9 protein-coding genes are annotated in these 14,030 nt (G+C 63.9%); 1 reads left to right on the top strand and 8 read right to left on the bottom strand.

What is annotated here, in order from left to right; translation table 11 throughout:
- Positions 1–44: 44 nt before the first annotated feature.
- Together AC1Q7Q_RS29535 and AC1Q7Q_RS29530 are read right to left on the bottom strand one after the other, a co-directional pair.
- Positions 45–3,443: a bifunctional diguanylate cyclase/phosphodiesterase gene (locus AC1Q7Q_RS29535; protein WP_492371359.1), complete on the bottom strand. Its 3,399-nt coding sequence runs from the start codon at positions 3,441–3,443 to the stop codon at positions 45–47.
- A gap of 932 nt (positions 3,444–4,375) precedes the next feature.
- A complete protein-coding gene (locus tag AC1Q7Q_RS29530) occupies positions 4,376–6,181 on the bottom strand; it encodes a methyl-accepting chemotaxis protein (RefSeq protein ID WP_492371358.1) in 1,806 nt (601 codons plus the stop codon).
- A 416-nt stretch (positions 6,182–6,597) separates the two neighbouring features.
- On the opposite strand from AC1Q7Q_RS29530, the gene AC1Q7Q_RS29525 reads away from it, so the two are divergent.
- On the top strand, positions 6,598–6,798 hold the full coding sequence (locus AC1Q7Q_RS29525) for a hypothetical protein (protein WP_492371357.1): 201 nt from the start codon (positions 6,598–6,600) through the stop codon (positions 6,796–6,798).
- 156 nt (positions 6,799–6,954) lie between these two features.
- Here AC1Q7Q_RS29525 and flgL read toward each other — a convergent pair whose 3' ends face one another.
- From flgL to flgG, 6 genes are all read right to left on the bottom strand, one after another.
- Positions 6,955–8,187: a flagellar hook-associated protein FlgL gene (gene flgL / locus AC1Q7Q_RS29520; RefSeq protein WP_492371356.1), complete on the bottom strand. Its 1,233-nt coding sequence runs from the start codon at positions 8,185–8,187 to the stop codon at positions 6,955–6,957.
- Between the two features lie 37 nt (positions 8,188–8,224).
- On the bottom strand, positions 8,225–10,138 hold the full coding sequence (gene flgK / locus AC1Q7Q_RS29515; protein WP_492371355.1) for a flagellar hook-associated protein FlgK: 1,914 nt from the start codon (positions 10,136–10,138) through the stop codon (positions 8,225–8,227).
- Positions 10,139–10,353: 215 nt separating this feature from the next.
- Positions 10,354–11,376, bottom strand: coding sequence for a flagellar assembly peptidoglycan hydrolase FlgJ (gene flgJ, locus AC1Q7Q_RS29510; RefSeq protein ID WP_492371354.1), 1,023 nt, complete (start codon positions 11,374–11,376; stop codon positions 10,354–10,356).
- A gap of 2 nt (positions 11,377–11,378) precedes the next feature.
- Positions 11,379–12,512: a flagellar basal body P-ring protein FlgI gene (locus AC1Q7Q_RS29505; RefSeq protein ID WP_492371353.1), complete on the bottom strand. Its 1,134-nt coding sequence runs from the start codon at positions 12,510–12,512 to the stop codon at positions 11,379–11,381.
- A 14-nt stretch (positions 12,513–12,526) separates the two neighbouring features.
- A complete protein-coding gene (gene flgH, locus AC1Q7Q_RS29500) occupies positions 12,527–13,204 on the bottom strand; it encodes a flagellar basal body L-ring protein FlgH (protein WP_370564869.1) in 678 nt (225 codons plus the stop codon).
- A gap of 2 nt (positions 13,205–13,206) precedes the next feature.
- The gene (gene flgG / locus AC1Q7Q_RS29495; RefSeq protein ID WP_043356996.1) at positions 13,207–13,992 is read right to left on the bottom strand and encodes a flagellar basal-body rod protein FlgG; all 786 of its coding nucleotides are present in this window, start codon (positions 13,990–13,992) and stop codon (positions 13,207–13,209) included.
- Positions 13,993–14,030 lie beyond the last annotated feature (38 nt).

The raw sequence follows: 14,030 nt of genomic DNA, 5'->3' as shown, positions 1-14,030 counted from the left end.
TTCCCTCCTGTTGTTGACGCTGGGGCGCGCGCCGGAACTCAGAATCAGGCGCGCATCGGCTGCGGTCCCTGTTCAGGCAGCAGACCGTGCACGGTATGGCCAGCGAGGAACGCGGTGACGTCCTCGGCCGGAATAGGGCGGCTAAAGTAGTAGCCCTGGACTTCGTCACAGCCCTCGCGGCGAAGAAAGTCCAGCTGAGCCTCGTTCTCGACGCCTTCGGCCACGACCTCCAGCGCCATCTGATGTCCTAGCCCGATGATTGCGCTCGTGATTTGCGCATCGCTCCTGCTATCGGGCAGATAGCGTATGAACGAACGGTCGATCTTCACGGTGTCAATCGGGAAACGGCTCAGGTAGGCGAGCGAGGAGTAGCCGGTGCCGAAATCGTCAATGGCCAGCCGTACCCCGGTTCGCTTCAGGCGCGACAGCCAGCGCGCCGCTTGCTCGGCATCGCGCATGACCATGCTTTCGGTTAGTTCGAGTTCGAGCAGATACCCTGGCAAGCCGGCTTGCTTCAGGGCATCGAGCACGACCTGCCTCAGGTCCTTGTCGGCAAATTGCCTTGCGCTAAGGTTGACCGAGACGCGTATCGGGGCATTGCCGTCGGCAAGCCATTGCGCATTCTGGCGACAGGCCTCACGCAGTACCCATGCGCCAATCTGCACGATGGCCCCGCACTCCTCCGCAACCGGAATGAAGTCAGCGGGCATCACCATGCCGAGCTTCGGGTGGCGCCATCGGATCAGGGCTTCGACGCCGGTACAGGCATTGGTGTCCAGCGAGATGCGTGGCTGGTAGTGCAGCACGAACTCATTGTGATCGAGTGCGCTGCGCAGATGCGATTCCATGTCGATGCGATTCTGCAGGGTCACACTCATCTCGCGCACATAGTATTGGAAGCCGTTCTTGCCGAGCTGCTTGGCGGCATACATGGCGAGATCGGCATGCTTTAGTAGCGTCTGCGCGTCATTGCCATCTTCGGGGAAGGAGCTGACGCCAATGCTTGCCGTCACCTGCAGCTCCTTGCCATTGACGACAAAGCCGGATGCGAGCGCGGCCTGGATACGCTTGATGATGCGGTGCAAAAGGGAGAAGTCGTCGATCGGCTCGACCAGTACGACAAACTCGTCGCCACCGAGCCGGGCAATCAGGTTGGCTTCGCCAAGCGTGGCGCTAAAGCGATCTGCCACGGCGCGTAACAAGACGTCGCCCGCGTTGTGGCCCATTGTGTCGTTGACCCTCTTGAACTGGTCCAGGTCAACAAAGAGGATATCGAGACGGTGTTGACGGGAGCGGGAACGAGCGAGGCTGCTCTCGAGATGGTTCTTGAACATCAACCTGTTGGGCAGACCTGTGAGCGCATCGTGATTGGCAAAAAAGCGTAGGGTCTCCTCGGCCTGGCGACGCAGCAGGAAGTGGCCAGTGTGACTAGCTATCGCGCTAGCCATCGCAAGCGCATGTGGATCGCGTGGACGCTTGGTGCGCGAATACATCTCCACCAGTCCGAGCGTGGTCGTGCCCTTGCGCAGTGGGAAAGCGAATACAGTGCGCACGCTCCCGTCGGCCAGCCAGCGATGCTGAGGCAAGCGCGCGATGGCACCGCGGCCCGCATACCAACGCGGTTCCGTCAGTACGTCTGCCTGATCTGCCTGATCTGCCTGCGGATCGGCCGGGCGCCGTGCCAGCCAAGGTTCCAGTTCTTGCTCTCTGGCCCGGCAAACCGGCGCAAGCGCCAAGCCACGTCCTGCATCCGAAGGCCAGAATGCACCCGCCTCCCATTCCATTCCCGCAACCAAGGTACGGATGATTTTTTCCAGGACTTCGGCTTCGCTAGACACGGTGGCGAGATGCAAGGCAACCAGATGCTCCTGTGCGCGAGCCTGCTCGATGAGCTTTCGCTGGGTGATGTCTTGCGCGGTGCCGCGCAGGACGGCCGTGCCCGGTGGGCCATGCGCATGGCCGATCAGGTGAAGCCAACCCATGCGTCCACGTAACGAGCGGTAGGGGCATTCGAGCTCGAAAGCGACGCGCTCCCGCAAGGCGGTTTGCATCCTCTGCCGCAACACGCCGCGGAAGCGAGGATCGGCTGCGCCTAGCAGTGTGTCGGGCGTGGGATCCAGCGCTCGCACACCCAGCAGCCGGGCCATCTCGCTGGAGAAATAGGCCGCATTGCGCTCCAGGTCAAGACGCCAATCCCCCAGGTGCGCGATCCGCTGCGCCTGGGCAAGGCCCTCTCGACTCTCGCGCAGGCTGTGCGTCATGCCATCGGCCACCGCCAGGGCTCGTGACCGGGAACTGGATAGCGCGTAGGCCAGCCCGGCCAGCAGCGCGGTAATGATCAGCCCGGCCCCAAGCACCACACTCTTCAGGTAGCGTTGCGGGCCCACCATGGCCTGGGCGTCGGCGGAGAAGACAATGAGCCAGCGCCGCCCTCCAAACGGCTGTGTCATCTCCTTGCGCTGGAAGGAACGATCGTCCGATACGCTTGCCCGCTGGGGCGCGGAAGGCTCGTTGCTGGCGGCAAGCCGTGCGGCGCTGGCCTGGCTAGCCGCCTTGGCACTGGCGGGGGCGGTGGCCGTCATGCCGCCGGCGCTGTTGTACAGCAGAGTCGCCGGGGACGGCGGTACTGGTTCGCCATCGAGTTTCCCGGCGTCGTACAGTTCGAAACGAGTCCCATACACGCGCTCGCTGCCGGCAATCTCCCCAAGCAGCCCGCTGATTCGTATGCCAGCACCAACGGAGCCGATATAGGCACGGCGGCGCTGCTCCACTGAATCGAGCGGCTGGCCTTTTCTGTAGACCGGAAGGCGCAAGGCAATGCCGACGTGGGGACCTTTGGCTTCGCTGAAGATCAGGCGCCCGCTGCTCACTGCCTGCCCGCTGTCACGGGCTCTTTCGAGAGCGGCCAGGCGCCCCGGCTCCGCACCCATGTCGATGCCGATCGACGGCAGGTTGTTCTGGAACGGCTCGACATAAGTCAACACGAAATAGGCTGGCCGCTTCCCTGCAGGGTGGACGGAGAACGCCACGCCGGCCTCGCGCAGGACTGGGTCCTTGCGCTGGCTGGCGACAAAGCTGGCCAGCTCGGAGGCCGGCACATAGGGCGCGTAGTTCAGCGTCTGGAACCCGGGATAGCGCTGTTCCAGGTTGAGGCCATTGACGAAGTCGCGGAATTCCTCGCGCGAAACATCATCACTAGCGCCGAAGAGCGCCTGCATGGTTACCAGGACGTCGGTGTAGAGCCGGATACGCGTATCGATCTGCTGGACGATATCGTCGGTATCGCTCTTGAATCGCAGGCGCGCATCCCTCTCCAGCAGCTCTGTGTACAGCGAATGCACGACGATCGTGCTAAGCAGGCCGAGCAGCAGCGCGCCGAGCGTGATGACGGTCGTACTGACGCGTCCGATCGGACGCAACAATTGCGTCAGTAGCTTGCGCACACGATATCCCCCAGGAACGTGACGTGTGGACTGCAGACCTAAGCGATCAAGCGGCGATGGTGTCAGCCGGCTACTGCTGGGCCGCCGCCACCGGGGCGCGCGGATTTGCGCAGCGTTCTTTTACCTGTCTCTACAACGTTATCTCAAATTGGAGCGGGGGCAAGGCCGAATACGATTGTCGACTCCCCACTTAAGTGGGGGGTACGCCCTATGTGCTTAGTCAAGCATGAGGGGCGCAAAGGTTGCCACCGCTCGGCATGGGCGACGGGCGCCGCGGCAAGCAACAGCGACAGGGAGGCGAGGGGCGGAGGAACATAGCGGATGCGAGGCGAGGGAGTTTGAAGGTCCCGCGTAAAGAATCGGTACCCTCCCGTACTAGAAACTACCTCACGGCGCCGTGCGGTCGATCTGGCAGGTGGGCGAGGCGCAGGCGCAGCGCAACCAGCGCGGGCCGCGATGATAGTAGCCGAGCGGGAGAAGGCCGGCGCCGGGCTCGACTAAGCCAGGCGAGCGCGCGCGGCGCCACAAGAAGAATGGGGCTCACTTGGAATCCATCGATCCGTTGCATTGACCGGTTGCATCCACAGTCAATATGGGATGGACCGAGTCTCAGAGCAACGAGAGCTTTGTTTGCTGCAGTCCCGCCGTGACTGAAGGCGAGCCATTTCAGGCTGCGGAGGGGATGGTGGGAAGCAAGTTCGCAACGTCAAAGCAGGCCGGCAATCGCGATGGGCCAAAGGTTGGTTCTCTGGCAGCAGCCCGCAGACAGCGGCACCGACATGAACGCGCGGACTCGCCATGCGGACATTGGAATGTGCATCCCCACCTGTCGAACAGCATGTCAATCAGCTTGCAGTCCGGGAGGCGTGCCGACCTCCAGATCTGAATCCTTGGAGGCGGACTGCCGCTATCGACCGAGGTACAACATCGTGTTATGCCTCGTGCAATTGAAATCGTGCCACTGTTCGCGCGAGCTCCCGTGCCCGATCATTAAGCATCGATGATGCTGCCGCAGACTCCTCCACCAGCGCAGCGTTCTGTTGCGTGGCTTGATCCATTTCTGACACGCTCTGGTCGAGCTGTCCAATACCTGTGTTCTGCTCGCTCACCGCACCGTGTATCTCAGTAATGATCCGTCGAACGTGCTCGATGTCCTTGACAATTTCGGTCATGGTCGAGCCCGCTGCCTGGACGCGCTCGGTGCCGCTGCTTACGCTGGCTACGGAGCTTTCGATGAGTCCCTTGATCTCCTGGGCGGCTGTGGCACTGCGCTGAGCCAGGGTTCGCACCTCGCCAGCCACCACGGCAAAGCCGCGGCCCTGTTCCCCGGCACGCGCCGCCTCGACTGCCGCGTTAAGCGCTAGGATATTGGTCTGGAAGGCGATGCTGTCGATCACGCCTATGATTTCCGTGATCCGTCCCGACGATTTGGCAATCTCGTCCATGATGCGCACAGCGCCAGAGACAACTTCGCCGCCGCGCGCCGCGGTGGCGCTGGCGTCAGTCGCCAACTGCGTTGCCTGTTCGGCCGCTTCCGCAGTCTGCTTTACACTCGATGCCAGTTGGGTCAAGGCTGCCGAGGTCTGCTGCAGATTGCTGGCTGAGGCTTCCGTGCGGTGGGATAGGTCGCGATTACCTGCCTCGATCTCGCCAGTTGCCGAGGTCATACCCTGCACACTGGCACGCACGTCGACCAACACGGCGCCGATCTTCTCTACGAAGGCGTTGAACGACGCGGATATCTGTGCCACCTCATCATTGCCCACGACATCCAGCCGGCGGGTCAAGTCGCCCCCACCAGTCCCGATGGTATCCATCGCGTCACGTACCCCGGAGAGCCTGCGGAGTGCTTTTGCGGTAAAGAAGGTGGCAATGCCGAGCGCAGCCAGGGTAAGCAGGACCAAGGCTATGCCCATGGCGCTTACGACGTGGCGCAGGCCTACGGTGGCTTCGGCCTTATCGAGCGCGATCACCAGATACCAATCGGTGCCGGCGACAGCCTGGGCCTTTAGCAGCTTCGGCACGCCCTGGATTTCCACTTCTAGCGGCGCACTAGCCCGAACCAGGTTCTCGAGCGTGGCCGGCGTCAGTACGGCTGTCACTTCGCTGACCGGCTTTAGCATCTGATTCGCATCGGCGTGGGCGATTACCTGGCCATCCCTGGCTACGACGAAGGCCAAGCTCGAAGGCGTTGGATGTATCGCCTTCACGACCTCTCGCACGCCTTCCAGTGGCACTGCGCCGCTGACGGCGCCGATTGCCGCACCGTCACGGATGAGTGGCGCCGCAAAGGAAACGTATGGCACTCGAGTCGAGACATCTCCATACGGCTTGGTCACAGTCGGCTTACCCGCGGCCAGCGCCGCTTTGTACCAAGGGCGCGCGGTGGGGTCGTAGTCCTTCGGCGTCGTGCTGCTGCTCGAGTAGTATGACTTGTCGCTCCACCCGATGGTGGTCACGGGAAAGCCGTTGGCATCACCCATGAACTTGACCAAGCCAGCGGGGTCGCCTTTCTCCACGACCTCCGCTGCAGTCTTGACGGCCAAAGCCTTGGCGGCGACCCATTGTTCGATCGCCAGCGTGTTGCCACTGGCGATGGCGCTAAGGTCGCTCTCCATTGTTGCCGTCATATTTGCGCGGACGATGCCATAGGTGGCGGCACCCGAGAGTGCGAGAGCGCCGACAACCGTGGCGGACATGATCAGAGCGATGCGGGTGCGGAGCGAGGATGCGGTCATACCGAAGAGAGTGATGTTACCTGGGTGAGTCGGTCTGAGTACGGCATTATCGCGGTGCCTGAGACCACGGCATCGGCCGGTCTTAGGCGCCACAGAGCTAACTACGGCAACCGAGCGGGCAACTTTAGGCCGGCGGCAAGAACCGGCGCAAGTGGCGTACGCCGAGCCCGAGGGTGGGCTGGAACATGTTCTTCGCTCGGGTAGAGCGATCTATGTAGGCGGCGGAAAGGATTGGTGGGGAACTACCGTCTCTTCGTCAGTCTCCCAGGGGAATTCCACATCCCAGGTTGGCGTGTTGCCAGCCGCGTTTCGGGACGTCTATCGCGTGGCTCAAATGGGTGGCCTTGCCAGCGGTTTCCAGCGCTTCACAGACGGGGAGGTCGGGGCAACTCTGACGTTGCCATGGGTGCCGGAGCTTGTGCGCCAATGCGGATCACGCGCAACACAAGGGTATCCGTTTTGTCGCGGCTTGGAAGCAGGTGCCCGTCGCCGCAATCGAGATATTGCTCGATGCCATCAAAACTACGGTGCTTGATCTCGCCATCAACATCGATCGCGAGAAGCTAGTCGCGAGCGTCCGCAAGCGAACTCCCGACGACTATTCAAACCTGAACTGAATTAGGCCGGCCGGCAGAATTTCCAAGTGCGTTCAGGACACCAGCGCCCTGCCAGATTATCCGGCAGGGCCTATAGCGTGCAACTCACACAAGATGACCTATATCCATTCTCTCGGGACAAGCGAGCTATTTCTTGCCGGACGCAAAACCTCGCGCTTACCCCAGGTACTTGAACAGATTCATCCCCTGGATCTGCATGAATGACTGTTGTGCCGCCTGCAGCGAAGTCTGGCGCTGGTAGTACTCGGTCATGGCCGAGTAGTAATCCAGGTCCTGCAGGCCCGAGAGCGTCTCGGTGTAGTTCAACCCACGGTTGGTGCCGATGGTGTTGAGCGCATCGAGCTCATTCATGCGCGAGCCGACCGAGGTCTGCACCGTGCTGACGTTGTCCAGCGAGTTGGCCATCTGGCGGTTTGCCGTGGACAGCGCGTTGGCCAGCGTGGCGCGGTCGGTGCTGGTGACGATCGGCTGCTTCAGGGCATTGATGACGCTCTGCAGGTTGGCAAAGATGTCCGTGCCGGCTTGCTTTGCGGGTTGCAGGTTGACGACATCGCCATCCTTGGGCGTGCCCTTGATCGACAGCGAGAGCCCGCCGGCCGAGATGCCGGCGCCGTCCACATAGTCCACCGGGGCGCCAACGGCGGCCGGCGGCGCGGCGCTCTGGTCCATTACCTGGTACTGCATCTTGCCCGTGACGGCATTGGTGGCGAAATTGAGCGAGAGGCTGTGGCCGTACAGCGCATTGGTTGGATCCGTCACCGAGATCGCGCTGAACTCGCCGGTGCCCGTATTGGTGGTTGGCGAGGAGGCAACGTAGGTGGCGGTGGACTGCACGCTCATGAAGATCGCGTTGCCGTTGTCGTTGGTGGGCATCTGACGGGCAACGTCGACCTGCAGCAGTTGCTGGCCGGTATCGCCGCCATAGACCACCGCGCCGCTGCCGTTCTTCGCGAACGGCGGCGTGGACGACTGGTAACCCGCGAACAGGAACTGGCCGTTGCCATCGTCGGCGTTGGACAGGCCGAGCAGCTGGTTGTATGAGTCCTGCAGCGAGGAGGCGACCGAGGCGCGGTCGGCATCGCTCATGGTGCCGTTGCCGGCTTGCACCACCAGCGTCTGGATATTCTGGACGGTGGTGACGACGCTGTTGAGCGAGCTCAGTTCCATCGACAGGTTGGTGTTAGCCTGTTTGCGGGACGTGGCGTACTGGCCGTTGACCGCGCTGGACTGCGAGACCACCAGCGCCCGGGTGGCACCCACCGGGTCGTCGGACGGCGTCAGGATACGGCGGCCGGTGCCGAGCTGTTGCTGCACATGCAGCAATGAGCCTTGCTGGCTGTTCATCGAGGCCAGGCCGAGTTGGTAGAGCGTGGAGCTTGCAACGCGCATGTCTGTTCCTTTAGGAGATCCGGGTCTTCAGAAGCGATCAGCGGCCGATACCGATGATGGTGTCGAACAGCGTGGTGGCAGTCTGGATGACCTTGGCGTTGGCCTGGTAGAGCTGCTGGAAACGCAGCATGGAGACCGTTTCCTCATCCATGTTCACGCCCGAGATGCCTTGCTGCGCCGTCTGCACCTGGGTCGTGACGCTGTCCTGCGAAGTCGACGCGATCTGCACTGATTTGGCGCGGCTGCCGACGTCGTTGACCAGCTGCGCGAAGGCGTCGTTGTAGCTCGACACGCCGCCGATGGTCTTGGTGGTTTGCAGCTTGGCCAGCGCGAGCGCGTTGCCGTTATCGGATACGCCGCTCAGGTTGGGCGCCAGCGTGAAGCTGTCACCAGTCTTGGGCGTGCCGTCGAAGCTGACCGTGACACCGTTGAACGAGTATTGCGTCGCGGTGCCGCTGGGGGTCGGGCCGCTGGTGGGCACGACAGGCGCGCCCGTCGCATCGGTGAAGACGTAATTGGCGCCGTTGTACTTGGCCGTGATCGTGGTAGCGGGCAGGCTGAAGCCTTGCGCGACATTGCTGACCTTGACCGTGCCGGTACCGGTGTTGGTGGTACCTGCGCTGGCGCGCAGCGGGCCTGCGGCAGCAATCTTGGCGGGATCGGTAATGGCCATGTCCATGCTCGCGGCCACATTGCGGGTCGGCTGGATCTGGTAGGAATCATTGGCCGACATCGCCGTCGGGATCTTGACGTCCACGCCATCCGCCGACAGCGTCAGCGGATAGGTGGCGGTAGCGCCCGCCTGGGTGGCCACGACCGTGTTGTCCGACATGCGCGTGAGCGAGTAGTTGGTGCCGTCGTAGGCCAGCGTGTAGTCGCTGGTGGTCAGTTGCGACGTGTTGCTGATGCTGGCCGATACCAGCGAGGTGCCGGTATTCGAGCTCTTGGGCAGCGTGACGGGCGTGCCGAGCTTGAACAGGTTGCCGCCGATCTGGCCGGTCAGGTCCACGCCCAGCTTATGCTGGTCGTTGAAGGTCTGGGCGAGCGTCACCGACAGCCGCCCGATGGCGTTCTGCGCGGGATCCAGCGACTCGGTGCGGAACTTGAGCAAGCCGCCGACGGAGCCGCCGGTAAGGGTGCTTTCGTCCATCTCGGTCACGTTGCCGTTGGCCTGCGTGTAGGCGATCGTGGTACGCGACGGATCGGCCGACGATTGCACCGCCTTCAGATCATAGGAGTTCGATCCCATCACCAGGGGCTGGCCGTTGCCGACGAACACGTTGTATGTATTGTCCTGCGGCACCACCTTGACGCCTACCAGCTGGGTCAGCTGCGAGACCATCTGGTCGCGCTGGTCGAGCAGGTCGTTGGGCGGCTGGCCGCCGCCGGCAGCGGTAGCCCGCGTGATCTGGTCGTTGAGCTTGGCAAGCTGCTGGGAGTAGGCGTTGATCTGCGTCACCGAGCTCTGCAGCTGGGTATTGACACCGTCACGCAACTGCTGGAAGTAGGAGTTGGCGGCGCGCACCTGCCCAGTGAGCGATTGCCCGGCATTGATCATGTTCTGGCGCGCGGCCGGATCCGCCGGCGTGTCGGATACCCCTTGCACGGCGGCGAAGAACTTCTGCATCAGCGGTGCGATACCGCCCGTCTGGTCGGCCAACAGGTTGTCGATCTGGCCGATCTGGCTGGAGTACGTCGAGAGCTGGGCACTGGCGGACTGGGCGTTGCGCAGCTGGCCGGTCAGGAACTCGTCATAGACGCGGACCACCGAGGTCGTGTTGGACCCTTGGCCGTAGAAGCCGCTGCTGGTGTACTGGCCACCTGCGGACGCAATAATGGTGTTCTGCCGCGTATAGCCTGCCGTGGCGGCATTGCTGATATTGTGGCCAACCGTCGTCAACGCGTTCTGCGCCGTGTTCAGGCCGGAAAGTCCGATATTGAAGAGAGACATGCTCTAACCCCGCATCTGGTGGCTGCCGTGTGCCTGACCTAGCGATCCGTGCACCGTGGCCGCTTGTCGCGGAGCCTTCGATGCCGGTTCGCCGCTGCCGGACATGAACGGCGGTGAATGATGTAAGTAACGGCAGAAGTACAAGGAGACTTTAGTGCGCGGCGCCCACAATTTGCGTCCGCTCGGCCTGTGCCCTGCCAGGGCTCGGCATGCGCTCAGACGGGCACTTTCCGCATGATCCGGACCAGCTTTTCGCCGTAAGCCGGATCCGTGGCATAACCGGCACGCTGCAGGCCCCGCGCCGCGTCGTCCGGTGTGGCCGCCGCCAGTACCTCGGCGTAGCGCGGGTTGTTGCTCAGCAAGCGCCCGTAGTCGGCAAAGGCTTCGTCGTACGAACCGTAGGCACGGAAGCGCGCGCGCACCTTTTGCGGCTGGCCGTCGACATATTCGGTGGTGGTGATTTCCGCGACCTGGCCCTTCCAGTTGGCGCCCGCCTTGATGCCGAAGACATTGAAGGTGGTGCTGCCGTCCGGGTAGGCAATCTCGCGCCGGCCCCAGCCGGATTCGAGCGCGGCCTGGCCCAGGATCAGCTTGGCCGGCACGCCGGTGGCGCGCGCTGCGGATTGCGCCGGCCCCGCCATGCGGGAGACGAAGGCGCTGATGTGGGCCGGCGTGTCTTCCGGCAACACGGCATTGCCGCCCTGCCACGCACCGGTGTCCTGCGACTGATACTGGCGCAGGCCCGCAGTGGGGTTCCAGCTGGTGCCGGCCACCACGCTGCCTGCACGCGGCGCGTCCGCGTCGCCGTTGCGCATGTCCAGCGTGCGCGCAAGGCCGGGGACCGCGTCGTCCATGCCCGCCTGCACGGCGGCCTGCTTGGCGGCCGCGCCAGCGAGCTCGGGCGGCAGGCCCGCGCCGCTGGCGCGCGCGAGCTGGCGCACCATGACGTCGGCCAGGCCGATGCCGCGCGTGGACATCTGCTGGGACAGCTGCTGGTCCATCATCGACATGTACAGCTTGGTCTGCTCGTTGTCGAACAGGCCATCCTGCGGCGTGGCGTCGCGCATGCTCTTGAGCACCATCTGCGTGAACACCGCCTCGAACTGGCGCGCGGCGGTGCGCAGCGTCTCCGGGGTGGCCCCGGTACGGGCACTTTGCTTGAGGCCTTCGAAGCCTTGCGTATCCAGGGCGAAGCGTTGCGAGAGTTCGGCCTGTGCGGCCACGCGGCTGGCTGACATGATCAGATGATCTCGAGGTCGGCGCGCAGCGCACCTGCGGCACGCATGGCCTCAAGGATGGTCTGCAGGTCGGCCGGCGTCGCGCCCAGCGCGTTCAGGCCCTTGACCACCGCGGCCAGCGATGCGCCTGCCTTGACCATCTGCAGCGCGCCGCCTTCTTGCTTCATGTTGATCTGCGAAACCGGCGCCACCACCGTCTGGCCGCCACTGAACGGCGCCGGCTGGCTGATCACCGGCTGGGTATTGATCACCACCGACAGATTGCCATGCGCCACCGCGCAGTCGTCCACCGTCACGGCCTGGTTCATCACGATCGAGCCGGTGCGCGCATTGAGGATGACCTTGGCGGCGGCCTTGGCGCGCGTGACCTCGATGTTCTCGATGCGGGCCATGAAGCCCACCCGCGCGCTCGGGGCCGCGGGCGTGCGCACCTGCACCACCCTGCCGTCCAGCGCGCTGGCTACGCCGCCGCCCATCGCGCGATTGATCGCCTCGACAACGCGTTCGGCCGTGCCGTAGTCGGTTTCGCGCAGCTCCAGGTTCAGGATGCCGCCTTCGGGCTGGAACGCGGGGACGGCGCGCTCCACGATGCCGCCATTGGCAATGCGGCCCACCGCCAGCTGATTGACCTGCACCTTGCTGCCGTTGGCCGACGCGCCCGCGCCGCCCACCAGCATATTGCCCTGCGCGATCGCGTAGACCTGGCCGTCGGCGCCCTTGAGGGGCGTCATCAGCAAGGTGCCGCCACGCAGGCTCTTGGCATTGCCCATCGACGACACCACCACGTCGAGCTGGCTGCCGGGCCGTGCGAACGGCGGCAGCGTGGCGGTGACCATCACCGCCGCCACGTTCTTGAGCTGCATGTTCTTGCCGGCCGGCAGGGTGATGCCGAGCTGGGAGAGCATGTTGGTCAGGCTCTGCGTGGTGAACGGCGTCTGCATGGTCTGGTCGCCGGTGTTATCCAGCCCCACCACGAGCCCATAGCCCACCAGCGGGTTGTCGCGCACGCCCTGGAAGTTGGCCAGGTTCTTCAGCCGTTCCGCGTGCGCCGCGCCTGCTAGCAGGCCCAGCGTCAGCGCCAGGAAGAGAGCGCGGACGAAGCGGCTGCGCGAGGCGGGGAGCGAAGACAGGGACATGACGCGGTCAGTGATCAATACGGTGAAACATTGAGGAAGAAACGCTGCAGCCAGCCCATGTTCTGCGTCTCGTCGATATAGCCCTTGGCGGTGTACTCGATGCGCGCGTCGGCCACCTGCGTGGACGGCACCGCGTTGTCGCCGGTGATCGTGCGCGGATTGACCACCCCGGAGAAGCGGATGTACTCCGCGCCCTGGTTGATGGCCATCTGCTTTTCACCGGAGACGATGAGGTTGCCGTTGGCCAGCACTTCCAGCACGGTCACGGTGATGGTGCCGTTGAACGTGTTGGTGGCGCTGGCGCCGCCGCTAGCCTTAAGCGCATTGGCGCCGCTCATGGTTGCGTTCTGGGCGCTGCTGAACAGCCCGCCAAGCGCCCTGGGCACGGCATCGAAGGCCAGCGCGCTGTTGGACGTGCGGCTGGCGTTGGTGCCGGAGTTCTTGCTGGCGTTGACGTTCTCGCTGATCACGATGGTGAGGATGTCGCCCACGTTGCGCGGCCGGCGATCCTCGAACAACGGATTGCCCGCGTACGACGACTGGTAGATCGATCCGCTCGCCGGCGCCAGCGCGCGCGGCTCTGCCCGCGCGGAGGTGGGCAGCTGGACCAGCGGCTCGCGCGGCATCATCGCGCAACCTGTCGCGAAGCAGCAAAGGGCAAGCGCGCCCAGGCGAGTCAGCGAGGCAATCATGATCATCCCAGCTGGGTGAGGCGCTGCAGCATCTGGTCGGAGGTCTGCACGGCCTTGCTGTTGATTTCGTAGGCGCGCTGGGTCTGGATCATGCTCACCAGTTCTTCGACCACGTTCACGTTGGACGCTTCGACGTAGTTCTGCTGCAGCGTGCCGGAGCCGTTCAGGCCAGGCACCGTGGTGTTCGGCGCGCCCGACGCATCGGTCTGCACATACAGGTTCTCGCCAAGGCTCTCCAGGCCTGCCGGGTTCGCGAAGGTAGCCAGTTGCAGCTGGCCGACCTGCACGTTGGCGCTCGAGCCGGGCTGGGTCACCGAGACCACGCCGTCGCGCGCAACGGTCAGCGCCGTGTAGTTGGCCGGCAAGGTGATGGCGGGCTGGATCACGAAACCGCTGGACGTCACCAGTTGGCCGTTCTGGTCGGTCTGGAACGAGCCATCGCGCGTGTAGGCGGTGGTGCCGTCGGGCATCGTGACCTGGAAGAAGCCCTGGCCGATCACTGCCACGTCCTTGCTGTTGCCGGTCTGCTGCGGATTGCCCTGGGTATGGATCCGCTCGGTAGCCACGGGACGCACGCCGGTGCCCAGTTGCAGGCCGGACGGCAGCGTGGTCTGGTCCGAAGACAATGCGCCGGGCTGGCGCACGGTCTGGTACATCAATTCCTCGAACACGGCACGCCCACGCTTGAAGCCGTTGGTGGAGACGTTGGCCAGGTTGTTCGAGATCACGTCCATCTGCGTCTGCTGCGCATCGAGGCCGGTCTTGGCAATCCAGAGAGAGCGGATCATGTTTGTCCTCACAAGGCTGCCGCGAGCCGCGGCAGCAC

This window comes from Cupriavidus sp. GW823-FHT07A04 (assembly GCF_058794615.1).
The sequence above is the reverse complement of the archived record's forward strand: the minus strand, read 5'-3'. Positions and strand labels throughout refer to the sequence as shown.